Source organism: Micromonospora sp. NPDC007230 (genome assembly GCF_042869115.1).
Classification (GTDB): Bacteria; Actinomycetota; Actinomycetes; order Mycobacteriales; family Micromonosporaceae; genus Micromonospora.
Genome location: NZ_JBIAFE010000020.1, coordinates 12,368 through 29,713 on the forward strand (window position 1 = coordinate 12,368; position 17,346 = coordinate 29,713).

Annotated in this window: 15 protein-coding genes; 11 read left to right on the plus strand and 4 right to left on the minus strand. The window is 74.9% G+C overall.

The window, feature by feature from the left end:
- Window positions 1–104: 104 nt before the first annotated feature.
- From ACFYML_RS25225 to ACFYML_RS25250, 6 genes are all read left to right on the plus strand, one after another.
- Window positions 105–944, plus strand: a complete 840-nt coding sequence (locus ACFYML_RS25225; protein WP_387423083.1) for a hypothetical protein — start codon at window positions 105–107, stop codon at window positions 942–944.
- A gap of 152 nt (window positions 945–1,096) precedes the next feature.
- Window positions 1,097–3,721 carry a fibronectin type III domain-containing protein gene (locus ACFYML_RS25230; protein ID WP_387422979.1) on the plus strand — a complete coding sequence of 875 codons (2,625 nt, stop codon included), beginning with the start codon at window positions 1,097–1,099 and terminating at the stop codon, window positions 3,719–3,721.
- A gap of 32 nt (window positions 3,722–3,753) precedes the next feature.
- Window positions 3,754–4,749: an AAA family ATPase gene (locus ACFYML_RS25235; RefSeq protein ID WP_387422980.1), complete on the plus strand. Its 996-nt coding sequence runs from the start codon at window positions 3,754–3,756 to the stop codon at window positions 4,747–4,749.
- A 3-nt stretch (window positions 4,750–4,752) separates the two neighbouring features.
- Window positions 4,753–5,901, plus strand: a complete 1,149-nt coding sequence (locus ACFYML_RS25240) for a DUF58 domain-containing protein (protein WP_387422982.1) — start codon at window positions 4,753–4,755, stop codon at window positions 5,899–5,901.
- Window positions 5,877–8,351: a transglutaminaseTgpA domain-containing protein gene (locus tag ACFYML_RS25245; RefSeq protein WP_387422983.1), complete on the plus strand. Its 2,475-nt coding sequence runs from the start codon at window positions 5,877–5,879 to the stop codon at window positions 8,349–8,351. Before ACFYML_RS25240 ends, ACFYML_RS25245 begins: the two co-directional genes overlap by 25 nt.
- A gap of 30 nt (window positions 8,352–8,381) precedes the next feature.
- Entirely contained in the window at window positions 8,382–8,654 is a 273-nt protein-coding gene (locus ACFYML_RS25250) for a hypothetical protein (protein WP_387422985.1), read from the plus strand.
- A gap of 120 nt (window positions 8,655–8,774) precedes the next feature.
- On the opposite strand, the gene ACFYML_RS25255 is transcribed toward ACFYML_RS25250, so the two are convergent.
- A complete protein-coding gene (locus tag ACFYML_RS25255) occupies window positions 8,775–9,566 on the minus strand; it encodes an SDR family oxidoreductase (protein WP_387422986.1) in 792 nt (263 codons plus the stop codon).
- Window position 9,567: 1 nt separating this feature from the next.
- A complete protein-coding gene (locus tag ACFYML_RS25260) occupies window positions 9,568–10,539 on the minus strand; it encodes an LLM class F420-dependent oxidoreductase (RefSeq protein ID WP_387423084.1) in 972 nt (323 codons plus the stop codon).
- Between the two features lie 159 nt (window positions 10,540–10,698).
- On the opposite strand from ACFYML_RS25260, the gene ACFYML_RS25265 reads away from it, so the two are divergent.
- The 3 genes from ACFYML_RS25265 (at window position 10,699) to ACFYML_RS25275 (ending at window position 14,230) form a co-directional block, all read left to right on the plus strand.
- Window positions 10,699–11,913, plus strand: coding sequence for a low temperature requirement protein A (locus ACFYML_RS25265; protein WP_387422987.1), 1,215 nt, complete (start codon window positions 10,699–10,701; stop codon window positions 11,911–11,913).
- Between the two features lie 172 nt (window positions 11,914–12,085).
- Entirely contained in the window at window positions 12,086–13,321 is a 1,236-nt protein-coding gene (locus tag ACFYML_RS25270; RefSeq protein ID WP_387422988.1) for a low temperature requirement protein A, read from the plus strand.
- Between the two features lie 63 nt (window positions 13,322–13,384).
- A complete protein-coding gene (locus ACFYML_RS25275) occupies window positions 13,385–14,230 on the plus strand; it encodes a DUF1028 domain-containing protein (RefSeq protein ID WP_387422989.1) in 846 nt (281 codons plus the stop codon).
- Window positions 14,231–14,307: 77 nt separating this feature from the next.
- On the opposite strand, the gene ACFYML_RS25280 is transcribed toward ACFYML_RS25275, so the two are convergent.
- Entirely contained in the window at window positions 14,308–15,033 is a 726-nt protein-coding gene (locus ACFYML_RS25280) for a maleylpyruvate isomerase family mycothiol-dependent enzyme (protein WP_387422990.1), read from the minus strand.
- 108 nt (window positions 15,034–15,141) lie between these two features.
- Between ACFYML_RS25280 and ACFYML_RS25285 the strand changes: the two genes are divergently transcribed.
- The gene (locus tag ACFYML_RS25285; protein WP_387422991.1) at window positions 15,142–15,594 is read left to right on the plus strand and encodes a YbhB/YbcL family Raf kinase inhibitor-like protein; all 453 of its coding nucleotides are present in this window, start codon (window positions 15,142–15,144) and stop codon (window positions 15,592–15,594) included.
- On the opposite strand, the gene ACFYML_RS25290 is transcribed toward ACFYML_RS25285, so the two are convergent.
- On the minus strand, window positions 15,595–16,482 hold the full coding sequence (locus ACFYML_RS25290; RefSeq protein ID WP_387422992.1) for a phosphatase PAP2 family protein: 888 nt from the start codon (window positions 16,480–16,482) through the stop codon (window positions 15,595–15,597). It lies immediately after the preceding gene.
- An 85-nt stretch (window positions 16,483–16,567) separates the two neighbouring features.
- On the opposite strand from ACFYML_RS25290, the gene ACFYML_RS25295 reads away from it, so the two are divergent.
- Window positions 16,568–17,251, plus strand: coding sequence for a DUF3159 domain-containing protein (locus ACFYML_RS25295; RefSeq protein WP_387422993.1), 684 nt, complete (start codon window positions 16,568–16,570; stop codon window positions 17,249–17,251).
- Window positions 17,252–17,346 lie beyond the last annotated feature (95 nt).

Genomic DNA, 17,346 nt, shown 5'->3' on the forward strand with positions numbered 1-17,346 from the left:
CCGCACCGGTGCCCCCGGTGAGCGGTCCGCCGGCGTACCCGATGAGTGGGCCCCCGGCGTACCCGGTGAGCGGGCCGCCTGTGCACCCGGGAGATGGGCCGCCGGTGAGTGGTCCGCCGGCTGTCGCGCCGGTCAGCGGGTCGCCGGTGCCACCGTGGGGGCTGACCGCCCCACCGTGGAGCAGCGCCGCCCCGCCGCAGCCGCTCGACCGGCCGGGCGACACCGCGCCGCAGCCGCTGGACCAGCCCGAAGACGCCCCGCCGCAGCCGGCGACGGACGAGGTGGCGCAGGCAGACCCGGGGCCCGGGGACCAGGCCGGGCCGGAGACCGGCGACGGCGCGCGGCGGTCGCTGCCGGTCTACGACGAGTTGCTCGAGTTTCCCGAGCCGAAGTATCCGCAAGCGGCGCCGAATCCGCAGGCGTACCCGGAGCAGGGTGCCTGGCCGGTGCCGGCGCCGTTCCACCAGCCGCCGGCGTACCCGGTGGTGGAGGAACCGGAGCCGCGGGGCCGGAACCGGACGGCGGTGGCCGTGGTGGTCGGCGCGGCGGTGGTCGCGGTGGTGGCCGTGCTCGGCGTGGGCGTGGTGCTGCTCAACCGCGACGCGGCGACACCGCCACCCGTGTCCGGTCCGTCGCCGGGGAAGCCGAAGGTGAGCGGCCCGCCCCCGGGTGACCTGCGGTTGCAGGACGAGGCCACGACGATCACGGTCACCTGGACCGACCCGACGGACGGCGGGGTGCCGTTCGTGGTGGCCGGCGGTCGGGCCGGGCAGAAGCTGGGGGTGATGGCCACGGTCGACCCCGGGGAGACCCGCTACACGGTGAACGGGCTGAGCGCCAAGCTGGACTACTGCTTCACCGTCCTCGCGGTCTACTCGACGGACACGTACGCCACCTCGGGGCAGGTCTGCACCGACCGGCAGGGCGGCACGGGGACCCGCTGACCAGTTTGGTCCACGCACGACACGCTGGGTGTCCACAGGCGGACGGTCCGGGTACCACGGCCGTCGGGCGGCCCCTATGATGGCTCCCGGCTCTGGGGAGGGTCCACCCGTGCGTGGACGCCTCCCGCACCGAGACGGGGAGGCATCCGGGAGTGGCCACCATCGAGGACGTCACGAGCACCGGGGCGCAGGCGTCCCGACCCCGTACCCGGATGCGGGGCGGGCTGGTCACCATCGGCGTCGTGGTCGCGCTGCTTGCCGCGATGGGGTTGACCGTGCTCGGGCTGGGCGCGGCCGACACCGCGGTGGCCAACCACGACGCGTCTTCCTGGTTGTGGAGCACCACCCGCAGCGAGATGGCCCGGGTCAACGGGCTGACCGCGCGGGTGGACACCCGGACGGAGGTGCCGGGGGCCCGCCGCCACCAGATGCAGGTGGCCCAGACGGACCGGCTGCTGATCCTGCGTGACCTGAACACCGGCCAGGTCAGCTCGCTGGACCTGGCCACCCTGCAGATCACCGCGACCACCCCGACCACTCCCGGCCTCGGGGTGAATGTGGCGCTGCACGAGGATTCCGCGTTCGTGGTCGACGCGGTGCAGGGCATCGTGCGGCAGCTCGACCCGCGGGCGCTGACCCCGGTGGGCGAGCCGGTCCGCTACCCGCCGGGCATCACCGGCGGGGCGTTCGACGGCGCGGGCCGGTTGTGGATCGCCGTCCCGGGCGAGGGCACGGTCTCGGCGGTCACCGCCGCCGAGCTGCCGGCCACGCCGGGCGCGGCGCCGCCGGCGGGTCTGAGCCCGAAGCGGGTCGAGACGTACGACGTCGCCGAGCCGAGCCACGAGCTGGTGGTGTCCACCCTGGACGACGGCGTTGCGGTGCTGGACCGCACCTCCGCGTCGCTGGTGACCGTGCAGGGCGGCCGGACGCAGCGGGCCAAGCTGACGATGACCGCCCCGGGCAGCCTGCCGCCGCGCACCAGCGGCCCGCAGGTGCCGGTCACGGTGGTCGGCACGCGGAAGGTGCACGTGGTCCGCGACGGTGGTGAGGTGCGGCAGTTCACCGTCCCGGGCGCGGGTGACCGGCTCACCCCGGCGGTGGCGTGGGCGGGGCGGTTCTACGTCGCCGACGAGAACACCGGCGCGGTCTACTCGTTCGACGCGAACGGGCAGCTGGTGGACACCGTCAAGGGCTCCGGGCGGCCCGGCCCGATGGAGCTGGAGGTCCGCGAGAACCACCTGTTCATCAACCCGCCGAACTCGTCGACCGCACAGGTGGTGGACGACAAGAACCAGGTCCGCGACGTCAACAAGTACGCCAACGACGTGCTCGGCGGTGACCCGCCGCCGGCTCCCCCGCCGCCGCCCCCGCCGAAGAAGCCGAAGGTGGGCAAGCCGGGTGCGCCGCGGGCCGTCACGGCGGCCGCCGGTGACGCGTCGGCGCGGGTCAGCTGGCAGGCGGCGGCGGCGAACGGCGCCGAGATCACCAAGTACGTGGTGGAGGGCGCCGGCCAGCGCCACGAGGTGGGCGCGAACCAGCGCGCCCTGGAGGTCACCGGGCTGACCAACGGCGAGACGTACAGGTTCGAGGTGCACGCGGTCAACGCCAAGGGCGACGGACCGGCCCGCAAGAGCAACCCGGTCACCCCCACGGCGGAGGTGCCGGACCCGCCGGCCAGCGTCACCGCGGAGGCCCGGCCGGACGGCACGGTGCTGGTGAAGTGGCCCGCCGCCAACGGCCAGGGCAACACCGTCGCCAGGTACGCGGTCACCGCCACCTCCGCCGGCGCCACCGCCCCGGCGGGCGAGTCGCGCAAGACCGAGCTGGTGATCCCGGCCGGCCAGCTGGAGTACGGCACCCAGTACGCGTTCACGGTGGTCTCGGTGACCGACAAGGGGGCCGGTTCGAAGGCCTCGCCGGTGAGCAACACGGTGGTGCCGTTCGCGGCACCGGCCGCGCCGACCGAGCTGCGCGCGGCCACGGTCGCCGATCAGCCGGGCACCATCTCGGTGCAGTGGGCGCCTTCGGTCGATAACGGCCGCCCGGTCACGAAGTACCTGGTGGACGTGGGCGGGAAGACCAGCGAGGTGACCGACACCCAGACCACGGTCGGTGGTCTCGGCAACGGGCAGAACGTCACGGTGAAGGTGAAGGCGGTCAACGAGGCCGGTCCCGGCGCGGAGGCCAGCACCACCGCCCGGACGGTCGCCGTGCCGCGGGTCACCGTGACCGGCTCGTCGGCCGACGCCACCTCGGTGACGGTGTCGTTCACCGTGGACGCGGGCGGCGGCAGGGCCACCTGCTCGGCCGCCACCGGCGGGAAGACCGCCAGCGGGAGCTGCTCCAGCCTGCGGTTGACCGGCCTGACGCCGGGCACCGCGTACACGGTGACGGTGACCGCGACCAACGCGGCCGGCGACGGCAAGGCAACCCGGGCCCAGTCGACCGATCCGCTCTACGGCATCGCCACCTGCAACAACGGTCCGGACGGCGATCAGCGCACCTACTGCGACGCCGACGTGGCCGGCCGCAACGGCAACGAGATCTTCTCGGTGCCGCAGCAGCTCAACGGCAAGCAGGTGGGTTGGGCGAAGCCCGGCACCCGGCTGCGGACGTACTGCAAGGTGCGGGGCGACAGCGTCGACGCCTGGATCTACAACAACAACAAGCAGAGCACCTGGTGGGTGCAGGTCGAGTACTCGGGACGCAACTACATCCCGTGGGCCTGGCTGAACCTGGAGGGCGGCGACAACATCAACCTCCTGCCCACCTGCTGACCGCGTCACCGTCTCGAGGAGCACCCGCGCACGTGAACACCCAGGAACCGCTCACCCAGCCGGAGGTGCAGGGCTTCGCCGCCCTCGCCGCCCGGCTGGCGGAGAACGTCAACGCGGTCGTGCTGGGCAAACCGCAGGTGGTCCGGCTGGCGCTGACCGCGCTGTTCGCCCAGGGACACGTCCTGCTCGAGGATGTGCCCGGGGTCGGCAAGACCACCCTGGCCCGGGCGATCGCCGCGACGGTCAAGGGTCAGTGGCGGCGCATCCAGTTCACCCCGGACCTGCTCCCCTCGGACGTGTCCGGGGTGACCATCTTCAACCAGGCCACCCGGGGCTTCGAGTTCCACCCGGGCCCGGTCTTCGCCAACATCGTCATCGCCGACGAGATCAACCGGGCGTCGCCGAAGACCCAGTCGGCGCTGCTGGAGGTGATGGAGGAGCGGACGGTCACCGTGGACGGCGTACGGCACCCGGTGCCGCAGCCGTTCCTCGTGGTGGCCACCCAGAACCCGGTGGAGATGGACGGCACCTACCGGCTACCCGAGGCACAGCTCGACCGGTTCCTTGTGAAGCTCTCCGTCGGCTACCCCGACGAGGCGGTGGAGGTGGAGGTGCTGCGCGGCGCCACGGTCCGCTCCCCCGACTCGCTCAGCGCGATCACCGACACCGCCACCATCGGCGAGATGGTCCGGATGGCGCGGCGGGTGCACATCGCCGAGCCGCTCTACGCGTACGCGGTGCGGCTGGCCGCGGCCACCCGCAACCACCCGCAGGTCCGGGTCGGGGTGAGCCCCCGGGGCGTCATCGCACTCACCCGGGCGGCGTGCGCGTACGCGCTGATCGACGGGCGCGGCTGGATCATGCCGGAGGATCTGAAGATCCTGACCGAGCCGGTCTTCGCGCACCGGCTGCTGCTCACCCCGGACGCTCAGGTGCGCGGGGTGACCGCCGCCGAGGTGCTGCGCCAGGCGGTCGCTTCGGTGCCGGTGCCGCTGCCGTCGGGCCAGCCCGCCCCGGTGCACGGCTGAGCCGTGGGGATCACCGCCCGCGGCGTCGGGCTGCTCGTCGCCGCTGTCGTGCTGCTCGGCGTCGGCTTCCGGTACGCGTACCCGGAGCTGACCGTGCTCGGCGCGGCGGCCGGCGTCGCCGTCGGGTACGCCGCGGTCACCGCCGCCTGGCGGCCGCGGCTGGCGGTCGACCGGGTCGCCGACCCGGACCGGGTGGCCCGGGGCGAGCCGGCCGCCATGACGCTGACGGTCCGCAACACCGGCCGGCTGCGGGCGGCGAACCTGGTCGCCGAGGACCGCTGCGGCGGCCGCCTCGTCCCGGTGCCGCTGCTGCGGCTGCGTCCCGGCCGGGACACCGAGGTCCGCTACGACGTGCTGACCCACCGCCGGGGCGTGGTGCCGGTGGGGCCGCTGCGGGTCACCCGCCGCGACCCGCTGGGCCTGGTCGCGTTGGCCCGCTCGTACGGGAGCACGGTGCCGGTCTGGGTGCACCCGCGGATCCACCCGCTGACGGCGGTGCCGACCGGGGCCGGCCGCAGCCTGGACGGGCGGACCGACAGCGTCCCGCACGGCTCGATCACCTTCGACTCGCTGCGGGAGTACGTGGTCGGCGACGAGCTGCGCCGGGTGCACTGGCGGACCAGCGCCCGGGTGGGCGAGCTGATGGTGCGGGAGAACGTGGACACCAGCCTGCCCCGGATCGTGGTGGTGCTGGACAACCGGGCGGCCGCCCATCCGGAGCGGGTGGACGGGGTCGCCGAGTCGTTCGAGTCGGGGTGCGAGGCGGCGGCGTCGGTGGTGGCCGCCGCGGTCCGGGAGGATCTCCCGGTGAGCCTGCTGCTGGTCGCGCCTGACGACGACTCGACCGGCGGCGGGGCGCTGGAGCGGCTCGCCGCGGTGGAGCTGGCCGACCGGGGGGCCGACGCGCTGCGTACCGCGCTGAGCCGGCTGCGGCAGGAACGGCTCGGGGATACCCTCGTCTTCCTCACCGGGCCGGGTGCCCGCAGCGAGCTGGGGTACGTGGGCGCGCTGCGCGGGGCGTACCTGTCGGTGGTGGTGGGGATGTTCGGCGCGACCGGGCCGACGCCGCCCGGCGCGGCGGGCCTGGTGGTGGTCGACGCGGCCGACGGCGCGGAGTTCGCCGCCGAGTGGGACGGGATCCGCCGGTGGTGACGGTGCCCCCGGCCCAGGCCCGCGCGGACGGACCGGGCGTGCCGGCCGGAGATGACGCCGGGCCAGGCGGACGGTGGGCCCGGCTGCTGCGGGTGGTGCCGGTGCCGCTGGCGCTGATCACGATGATCGCCCTGGCCGGCGTGGTGCTGGGCCGGGTGTACGCGGGTCCGCTGCTGACCCGGCTGGTGGTCGGCGCGGCGGTCGGCTCGGTGCTGGTGAGCGTGGCCGCCCGGCGGCTGCCGTCGTGGCTGGTGGCGCCCGTGTCGGTGGCCGCCCTGGCCGGGTGGACGGCGCTGTCGTTGCGGCTGGCGGCCAGCCACGCCGGGCTGCCGGGCAGCCTCGGCGAGGTGACCGCGGACGCCGCGCGCAACGCGATCCCCCGGCTGCTCACCGCGATGATCCCGGTGGAGCCGGCGCCGGACACCGTGCTGGTGCCGCTGGTCGCCGCCTGGCTGGCCGGGCTGACCGCCGCCGAGGTGGCGCTGCGGACCGGTCGGGTGCTGCTCGGCTACCTGCCTCCGGTGCTGCTCTACGCGGGCGCGGTCTACGTGGTCGGGCCGAACGCGGACCCGGCAGTCTGGCCGACGGTGCTGTTCGCCGCGGTCGCCGCGGCCGGTCTGGCGATGCCGTCCGGGCAGCGCGCGCCGGCCTCGGCCGACGCGGCGGCCGGCCTGGCCCCGGCGGTACGCGCGGCGGTGCGGCTGCGGCTGCTCGCCGCGAGCGCGGCCGGGGTGGCGGTGGTGGTCGCCCTGGCTGCCCTGCTCGCCCCGGTGGTGGCCGGCCAGGTGGACGACCGCCCGGTCGACCCGCGCCGGTACGTGGAACCGCCGCAGGTGGAGTCGCTGGACGAGAACCCGCTGATCCGGATCTCCGGTTGGGCACTGAACCCGGACCAGCAACTGCTGGACGTGCGCACCGAGCAGGCCGCTCCGGAGCAGGGTGCCCGGATCCGGCTCGCGGTGCTCAGCGACTACGACGGGGTGACCTGGCGGGTCGGCGCCACCTACCGCAACGCGGGGCGGATCCTGCCCGCCACGCCCACCGCCCCGGACACCACCACCGACACGGTGCGCCAGGAGATCACCGTGGCCGACCTGACCGGGCGGCTGCTGCCCGCCGTACCCACCCCGCGTGAGGTGACCGGCGCCCGGGTGGCGTACGACCCGGCGACCGGGACGCTGATCCGGCCGGAAGGCCTGGTCCCGGGGCTGCGCTACACCGTCACCTCGGTACGCGAGCGCCCCGACGCCAACCTGCTCGCCACGGCGAACGTACCGGCCGGCGACGCGGTGGCCCGGGTGCTGCGGGTGCCCGACGGGGCACCGGAGCAGCTGCGCCGGCTGGCCACCCAGCTCGCCGAGGAGAACGGCGCCCCGTACGCCCGGGCCGCGGCGATCGCGGACTTCCTGGCCGAGCACTACCGGGTGACCGCGGACGCGCCGAGCGGGCACGCGTACCCGAACCTGGGGTTCTTCCTGTTCGGGCCGCGCAACGGCGGCGGGCAGCGCGGCACCTCGGAGCAGTTCGCGGCGGCATTCGCGGTGCTCGGCCGGCTGGCCGGCCTGCCCACCCGGGTGGTGGTGGGCTTCACGCCCAAGGGCGATGGGCCGGTCCGCGCGGCGGACGCGCTCGCCTGGCCGGAGGTGCTCTTCGAGGGCGTCGGCTGGGTGCCGTTCGACCCGATGCCGCGGCCGGACGAGGAGCCGCGCCCGGTGGAGGAGGACTTCCGTCCGCCCCCGGACGACCCGCCCCCGTCGCAGGTGCCCGAGCCGACGGTGGAGCCCACCGCGGCGCCTCCGGCCGAGGCCGCATCAGGTCCGGCCGCCGGCCGGCGTGGGCCGGGCCCGGCGGTGCTGGCCGGCGGCGGCACGGGAGTTCTGGTGCTGCTGATCGGGCTGGCGCTGCTGGCGCTGGCCACGCTGCGCCGGAACCTGACCCGGGCCCGGCTGGAACGGGGTGACCCCGGCGGGCGCATCGCCGGCGCCTGGCGGGAGCTGACCGACGCGCTGCGGCTGGCCGGTCACCCGGCCGGCGACGACCTGGCGGCGGCCGAGGTGGCCGCGCAGGCCCGCCGCGCCCTGGCCGAGGCTCGGGCCGCGCAGAGCGGGGCGAGCGAACCGGCCGAGCAGAGGCCGTCGGATGCCGCATTCCCCGCCACAGGGCCGATGGCGTCGGGCCCGGCGGACAGCCCCCGGAGTTCCAGCCCCGGCATCGTGCCGGCCGGGACGCGGACCCCGCAGCCGGGCAGCGACCCGCCCGGTGGCGAGGTCGACGAGCTGGCCGGACTGCTCAACCAGGTGGCGTTCGCCCCGGGCACGGCGACGCCCGCCCAGGCGGACCGGGCGGCGACGCTGGCCGCCGGCTACGTCTCGGCGCTGCGCGCGGCCCGCCCGTGGTGGCGGCGGCTGCTGTGGACGGTGCATCCGGGCCCGCTGCGCTGGCGCCGCTGACGCCTTGCCCGCCGGTCCTACCGTCAGGGCATGCCCGCATCTGTCTGGGCGATCCTCGCCACCCTCGCCACAGCTCTCCTGGTCACCGCCGGCTGGCGGTGGCGCGTGCGTACCCGTGACGGTCGCGAGTTGACCCGGGAGGAGAAGCTCGCCGCGGCCCGTAAGGCGGCGGATGGGCTTCGGCGCAGCGCGCGTCGCGCCGGGCCCGGCCTCTCTGACACCGAGAGCGCCCGGCCGGGATTCAACTGGGCCAGTTACTCCGGCGGCCCGCCGAGCGACACCGGCGGGTCGGCATCGGTCTGACCCGCGCACACGCCGGCGGCCCGGTGGATCCTGGGCGGACGCGGCCCCGTCGGGGCACGTCTTTGTCGAACATCTCTGACGGGCGCGCCCGCCGGCCCGGGCAGCGGACGCCGAGGGTGATCAGACCCGCAGCTTGCGGACCAGTTTGCGCAGGCCGGCCTGCCAGCCGTCCGGGTCCTCGGCGCGGCGGCGGGCGTACGTGGCGACCTCCGGGTGCGGGAGGATCAGGAACCGCTCCTCGGCCAGCCCGGCGATGGTGGCCTCGGCGACCTCGTCGGGGCTGAGCACCGCCCCGGAGGCGGCGATCACCCCGGCACCCAGGTGCCCGGCGGCCAGACCGTCGGCGAGCATCGGCGTGTCCACGCCCTGCGGGCAGAGCGCGCTGACCCGGATGCCGGCGTCCCGGTAGGTGACGGACAGCCACTCGGCGAAACCGACCGCGGCGTGCTTCGTCGCGGTGTACGGGGCGTCGCCGACCGCGGTCAGCACCCCCGCCGCCGAGCAGGTGAACAGCAGGTAACCCTGACCGCGGCGGAGCATCGCGGGCAGCACCGCCCGGGCGGTGTGCACGTGGGCCATGACGTTGACCTGCCAGGCCCGCTCCCAGTCCGAGTCGGGCGCGTCCACTCCCCCGCCGGTGGCCACGCCGGCGTTGGCGCAGAACAGGTCGATCCGCCCGTACCGCTGCTCGGTCTCGTCGACCAGCGCGTGGACCTGCGCCTCGTCGGTGACGTCCAGCCCGACGGCGTGCGCGACGGGTCCGATCCCCTCGGCGACTGTGCGGGCCGCGTCGGCGTCCAGGTCGGCGAGGACGACGACGGCGGCGCCCTCGGCGGCGAACCGGCGGCCGAGCGCCGCGCCGATGCCACCCGCGCCACCGGTGATCACGGCCACCCGATCGGTCAGGTTCATCTCAGGTCACCTCCGTGCCGAGCCGGGGGATCAGCGCAGCCAGCGCCGCCGCGCCACCGGCGGCCAGCTCCGGGGTGGGCAGCAGCGCCAGCACCGGCACGTCCACCCCCTGCTCGGCGTACCGGCGGACCTGCGCGACGCAGTCCTCGGGTGAGCCGTGCAGCACCAACGCGTCGACCACCTCGTCCGGCACGGCCGCGGCGGCGCCCCGCCGGTCGCCGACCGCCCACGCCGCCCACATCGGCCCGAGCAGCGGATCCCGGCCCAGCCAGCGGTGGAAGGCCGCGTACGCGGGGACGGTGAGGTAGCCGGCGATCAGCCGGCGGCCCAGCGCCCGGGCGTGCGCGGCGTCCTCGGTCGGGCAGACGAAGATCCGGGCGACGACCTCGAAGCCGGGCCGGCGCTCACCCAACTCGGCGAGGGCGGTCGGCACGTCGGCGGCGGCCAGCCAGTTGAGGATCACTCCGTCGGCCTCGGCGGCGGCGAGCCGCAGCATGCCAGGACGCAGCGCGGCCACCAGCACCGGCGGCGGCACAGCCGGAGGGCGTTCCAGGGTGAACCGGCGGATGGTGAACGTGTCGTACGCCCCGTCGACCGTCTCCCCCCGCAGCGCGGAGCGCAGGAAGCGCAGCACGTCCCGGGTCCGCTGGTACGGCTCCTCAAACCGGCCGGCGTTCCAGTCACGGACGAGCACCGGCGAGGACGCGCCGATACCGAAGGCGAACCGGCCGGGGGCGGCCTCGGCGAGCGCGGCGGCGCTCATCGCGAGCAGCCCGGGCCCCCGGGTGAAGACCGGGGCGATCGCCGTGCCGAGGCGCAGCCGGGGTTGCCACGCGGCGGCGAGCGCCAGCGGCGTGAACGCGTCGGTCCCGGCCACCTCCGACGACCAGACATCGGTGAAGCCGGCCCGGTCGAGGGCCGCGTAGACCGGGGCGTGGTCGGCGAGCGGGATGCCGCCCAGCGGAACCGCCATGCCCCATCTGATCGTCACTGGTCGATCGTGCCCGCTCGCCGTCCCCCTGAGCAAGATCCGGACCCGTGCCGACCCGATCGAAAAGCACGATAGACGCCAACAGAACCGGAAAGAGTGTTACGACTGCCAGATGGGCTGGACCGACGGGGGGAGGCGACCGTGACGGCCGCCGAACTGCCGGGTCTGCTGCAAAGCGAGGACGCCGCGAAACGGGCGACATTCCTTGAACTCTTCTTCGACCTGGTGTTCGTCTTCGCGCTCGCCCGGATCGGGACCCGCGCCTTCGAGGACCTGGCGGTGGCACCGGGACACGGAATCGTCTGGCGGGCGGTCACCGACGGCGGCAAGACCCTGCTGCTGGGGCTCGCGCTCTGGGCGGTCTGGCAGGGCACCGCATGGACGACCAGCCAGTACGACGTGTACCACACCTCGATCCAGGCGAACGTGATCATCGCCCTGGTGGGCAGCATGGTGATGGGGGTGGCGATCCCCCGGGCGTTCGCCCAGGCCGGGCTCGCCTTCGCCGTCGCGTACGTGGTGACGCAGGTGAGCCGGCCGGTGATCCTGCTGGCGGCGTTGGGCGGGCACCCGTACCGCCGGGTGAAGCAACGCATGCTGATCACGTTCGGGGTGACCGGCGTGCTCTGGTTGGCCGGCGCGTTCCTGCCCACCGTGCCGCGGGCGGCGCTCTGGGCGACCGCCCTCGCCCTGGAGGGCCTGGCGATGCGGACCGGCTGGCCGGTGCCCATGATGGGCCGCTCCACCATCTCCCGCTGGGACATCGCCGGGGAGCACCTGGCCGAGCGGTACCAGCAGTTGTTCCTCGTCGCGCTCGCCGAGTCGATCCTCGTCGCCGGCCTGGAATTCAGCGAGCTGCCGCCCGACCTGCACCGGACTGCCGCCTTCGCCACGGCGCTCGTCACGTCGGTGCTGCTGTGGCGGATCTACGTGCAGCGGGCCGGGCAGATCCTGGCCGAGGCGGTCACGAAGGCCGCCCATCCCGCCACCATCGGCCGGTCGGCCGCCGACACCCACCTGGTGATGGTGATCGGCGTGGTCGCCACCGCGATCGGCTTCGAGCTGGTCACCGACCATCCGGCCGGGCACAGCCACAGCGTGTGGGTCACCATGACCCTCGGCGGTCCGGCGCTCTTCCTGGCCGGTCGGGCCCGCTTCGAGTACGAGGTCTTCGGCCGTGTGTCGCCGTCGCGCTGGGTGGCCATCCTGGTTCTCCTGGCGTCGGCTCCGCTGCTGCTGCACGTGGTGACGCTGGCGTCCGGGGTGGCTGCCGCCGTGGTGCTGTTCGGGGTGGCGGTGGCCGACGCCCGGCGGGCCCGGAATCGCCCACCCGAGGAGGCCACCCCGCCGTTCTGAGGGATGTCACCCCGACCGGCGGGGCGCCCGGCCACGCCGGACGAGCGGACCCGGGGTGGCCGCCGAGCAGCAACCGCCCCGGTGGCGGCAATCCAGGCGATACCGGCCGGAGCACCGGAAGCGCGTGTTACGACTGCCAGGTGGCCTGGAGCTACGGCGGGAACTGCCGACCATGACGACCGGTGACGAGACCGGTGGGCCAGTCGATCGCGAGAAGCGCTCGAGCGGCGCGGCGGTGTCGACCCGCGCCACGTTCCTGGAGCTCTTCTTCGACCTGGTGTTCGTCTTCGCGCTCACCCGCATCACCGCTCGGTCCTTCCAGGACCTGGCCCTGGAGCCCGGCGGGACCACGGGGTTCTCGCCGATCACCGGCGGCGGCAAGACCCTGCTGCTGCTGTTGGCGCTGTACACGGTGTGGCAGGGCACCGCCTGGACCACCAGCCGGTACGACCCGTACCGATCCGGGCTGCAACTCGTCGTGGTCATCGCCCTGGTGGGCAGCATGGTCATGGGCGTGGCCATCCCCCGCGCCTTCACGGTGTCCGGCCTGGCGTTCGCGGTCGCGTACGTGGTCACGCAGGTCTCCCGACCGCTGATCCTGCTCACCACCCTCGGTCACCATCAGAACCGGCCACTCAAGGTGCGGATGCTGATCACATACTCCACGACCGGCGTGCTCTGGCTGGTCGGGGCGTTCGTGCCGACCAACCCTCGGATCGTGCTGTGGGCGGTGGCGTTGGCCACCGAGTATCTGGCCGGGCGCACGGGCTGGCCGGTGCCCGGACTGGGGCGGTCCGCCGTCTCCCGGTGGGACATCGCCGGGGAGCACCTGGCCGAGCGCTACCGGCAGTTCTTCCTGGTCGCGCTCGGTGAGACGATCCTCGTCGCCGGTTTCTCCTACAGCGCGCGTCCGTTCAGCGCCAACCCCACCGTAGCCTTCGCCCTCGCGCTGCTCACCTCGATCCTGCTCTGGCGGATCTACTTCCAGCGGGCCGGACAGATCCTCGGCGAGGCGGTCCTCAAGGCGAAGCATCCCGCGACGATCGGCCGGTCCGCCGCCGACACCCACGGCGTCATGCTGATCGGCATCGCCGCCATCGCCATCGGCTACCAGCTGACCATCGAACACCCCCTCCACCGGATCGAGGCGGCCTGGGTAGCGCTGATCATCCTCGGCCCGGCAGTCTTTCTGGCCGGTCGAGCCCGGTTCGAGTACGAGGTCTTCGGCCGCGTGTCGCCGTCCCGGTGGATCGCGATGCTGGTCCTGCTCGCCTCGGTGCCGCTGCTCCTGCGCTACCCGCCGCTGATCGCCTCGGCCGTGGCTGCCGTCGTGCTGATCGCGGTCGCGGTGGCCGACGCCCTCCGGGCGCGGGGCAAACCGCCGGAGGCGGCCAAGCCGCCCTTCTGAACCGCCGCCCCCGCAGTCCCCTGCGGGACCGTCCGAACCGGCTGCTGGCGCTACCATCCGCGCGTGACCTTCTCGATCGTCGCGCGCTCCGCCGACGGGCGCCTGCACGGCGTCGCCGTGGCCAGCAAGTTCCTCGCCGCCGGTGCGCTGGTCCCGGCCGCCGAGGCCGAGGTGGGCGCCGTGGCCACCCAGGCGCACGTCAACCTGGCCTACCGGTCGCAGGGGCTGGCGCTGCTGCGGACCGGCGTGGCCCCGGCGGACGTGGTGGCCGGCCTGGTCGCCGCCGACCCTGGCCGGGACGATCGGCAGCTCGGCGTCGTCGGGACGACCGGCGACGGGGCCACCTGGACCGGGCCGCGCTGCCACCCGTGGGCCGGCGGCCAGGCCGGTGACGGCTGGGCGGCACAGGGCAACATCCTGGCCGGGCCGCAGGTCATCGACGCGATCCGGGACGCCTGGCTGGGCAGGGCCGAGCTGCCCTTCCCCCGGCGGCTGCTGGCCGCGCTGCAGGCCGGTGACCGGGCGGGCGGTGACCGGCGCGGCCGGCAGAGCGCCGGCCTGCTGGTGGTGCAGCACCGTGGCGGCTACGCCGGCACCGGCGACGAGCTGGTCGACCTGCGGGTGGACGACCACCCCGACCCGGTCACCGAGCTGGGCCGCCTGCTCGACACGCACACGATGCTCTTCGGCAAGCCCGATCCGGCCACCCTGCGGGACCTCGCCGGCCCGCTCGCCGACGAGGTGGCCGCGCGCCTGGCCGCCGCCGGCCACCCGGTCGGCCCGGCCGGCCTGGACGACGCGCTCGCCTCGTGGGCCGGGGTGGAGAACCTTGAGGAGCGCCTCGTTCCCGGCCGGATCGACCCGATCGTCCTGGACCACCTGCGCCGCACCACCCCGGCCGCCCGCTGACCCGCCGGCCAGCGACGCCGGCCGCCAGGCGAGCGCTGCCGCCTGTCGGAGCCCGGCGCGGCGGCCCCGCCGGGCGGTCAGCCGCCGAAGGAGAGCCAGCGGAACCCGGACCGGTCGATCAGGGTCCGCTCCCGGTCGGTGAGCGGCGCCCGGCCGGTGGCCTTGCGGACCAGGGTCAGCGGGTCCCAACCGAGCCCGTCCGGCACCGGCCGGCCGTACGACAACTCCGGCTCGGCGCGTCTGGCGCCGCGCCGCGACCCGGAGCCGTCGCCGGTCAGCAGGTCCGCCACCACCTGCGCCGCCGTCGGGGTCAGCCAGGGCCGCCGGTCCAGCGCGTCGGCCAGGTCCAGGCCGTGTACCCCGACCTCCACCACCCGGGTACGCAGGAACTCGGTGAGCGTCATCGCGTCGCCGTGCCGGGTGCGGACCAGCCGCCCCGGCGGCTGCGCGGCGACCGCCGCGTCGGCCGCCCGCCAGGCCCGCGCGAAGCCGTCCGCCACCTCGGGTACGCCGGCCAGCTGGCGCGCCTCCCGTCGGGCACTGTCGATCCGGGCGCTGTCCACCTCCGGGGTGAACTTGGCGGCCCCGAAGTAGCCGGCGGCGTCCACCTCCGCCCGCTCGGGTGCCGGGGCGGCGAGCATGTCAACGAGGCGTCCCGCGCCGGTCGACACGTGTGCCAGCAGGTCGCGGACCGCCCAGGGTGGGCAGGGCGTGGGCCGCTCCAGGTCCGCCTCGGTCAGGCTCCCTAGCACCTCCTCCAGCCGCCCGCACTCGTCCCGGAACGCCACTCGTACGGTCTCCATGCGCCCTCCCCGTCGGCTGCCTGGCCTGCCGGCTCAGCCTGCCACCGCCGTTTCGTCGCCCACCCGCCGGGTACGCGCGGCGGGACGACGAGGAGGAGGCGCGGAAAGATGGCCGGCATCATGCTGCGGAGCACCGCCTTCAACGACCACGACCTGCTACCGGGACGTTTCTCCCGCGAGGGCGGAAACGTCTCGCCGCCCCTGGAGTGGTCCCAGGTCCCCGACGCGGCCTGCGAACTCGTGCTGTACGTCGAGGACCCGGACGCCGGAAAGACTCCTTTCCTGCACTGGCTGGTGACCGGGATCTCGCCCAGGTCCGACGGGGTCGCCGAGGGCGGCGTGCCGCTGGGCGGCCGGGAGTGGCCCAACGACTTCGGCAACACCGGGTGGGGCGGCCCGCACCCGCCGGCGCACGAGGACCCGCACCGGTACTTCTTCCGGCTCTACGCCCTCGAGCGGCCGCTGGAGCTGCCGGAGACGCCCCAGGTCACCGACGTGCAGCGGGCGCTGACCGACAAGGAGATCGCCAGCGGCACCATGGTCGGCACCTACTACCGCTGATCAACCCTTGTGGCGGGGCACCAGGCGGTGCACCAGCGCGAGGACCACCGCGGCCACCACCGCGATCGTCCCGGCGATGCCGGCCGCGCTGCCCGCGTACCCGATGAAGAGGGGCCGGCGGGTGAGTTCGTCGGCGGGGGTGTCGGAGAGTCGGGCCAGCCAGAGCAGGGCCAGCGCGGACGCGACGAGCGCGAGCGCGCCGCCCAGGCCGAGCACGGCGGCGGCCTTCGGGTGTGCGTCGGCCGGGGAGATCTTCGCCCGTTCCCGCTGGAAGACGAGGAGCACCAGGCCGGCGACGGCCGCCCAGATCCCGACCAGGAGGTACGCGGCGACGGCGTCGCTGGGCCGGTGCCAGCCGGCGGAGAGGGTGGCCACTCCGGCGGCGGCGGCGTAGCCGGCGCCGAGGAACGCGCCCACCGCCCGCACCTTCGGCGGCAGCACCAGGATCAGCGCGACAGCCACCGAGGCGGCCACCGCGGTGTGGCCGCTGGGCAGGCTGTTGCCGACGGCTGCCCGCGCCGGGTCGATGCCGAAGTCGGGGCGGGTCAGGCTGTGCTTGAGCAGTTGGGTGCTGACGTTGGCGCCGGCGATCAGCAGGGTGGCGGTGACGGCGAGGGCCTTGCGGCCGCGGATCAGCGCGATGAAGCCGATCACCGCGGTCGCGGCCAGCAGGGACACCACCGACATGGCGTTGAGGATCCGGTCCACCGGGCCGTCGATGCGGCTCTGGCCGATTTGGTTGCCGGTCAACGCGACCGTGTCGATCCACTGGCCGGACAAGGTGTGCACGGCGACGCGCCACACCACCAGGAACGCGGCGGCCTGTGCCAGGGCCAGTACGACCAACCAGACCGCCGTCCCGCCCCTCGCCGTCGTGCGCACCCGCACAACTTAACGGCCGGCCGCATCCGGCGCTCGTTGGGCGGCCGTCGCGCCGCTGGTTATCTTGAGGATCGATCGGAGGAGGTGGCGAGTGACCAGCACGCCGGAGCGGGAGCGGCCGACCCGGGAGCGGCCGGAGTCCCTGGCGGACCTGCTCGGTGGCCGGCGGGGAGCGCTCGACGCGACCCTGCCGCCGGTGGCGTTCGCGGTGGGCTGGCTGGCCTCTGGCCTGTGGGGCGGCGTGCTGGCGGCGCTGGTGGGCGGGGCGGCGGTGGCCGGCTGGCGGCTGCGGCGCGGGGACCGTCCACGGTCGGTGTTGATCGGGCTGCTCGCCGTCTGCGTGGCCGCGCTGATCGCCCTGCGCACCGGGCGGGCCAGCGACTTCTTCCTGGTGCAGTTGGTGTCCAACGCGGCCAGCGCGCTGGCCTGGATGGTCAGCGTCGTGGTGCGCTGGCCGCTGCTCGGGGTGGTGGTGGGCGCGGCGCTGGGGCAGCGCGCCCGTTGGCGTCGCGATCCGGCGCTGCTGCGGGCGTACGGCCGGGCCAGCTGGGTGTGGGTGGCCACCTATCTGCTGCGGCTGGTGGTCTTCGTGCCGTTGTGGCTCGGCGGCCAGGTGGTCGCGCTGGTGGTGGCCCGGGTGGCGTTGACCTGGCCGCTGGTCGCGGCGGCGTTGGCGGTGAGCTGGCTGGTGATCCGGCGTTCGCTGCCGCCCGGTCATCCGGGGCTGCGGCACCCGGTCATGCCGTCCGATGGGGACGGCGGGCGGGAGCAATAAGAGAGAGGCCGCCACGGGGGGAGCGGCCTCTCCGGTGATGTACGTTACTCCGTCCGGGGCCGTCGTGTGATCCCGTGGCGGCTGGATTTTCTCGG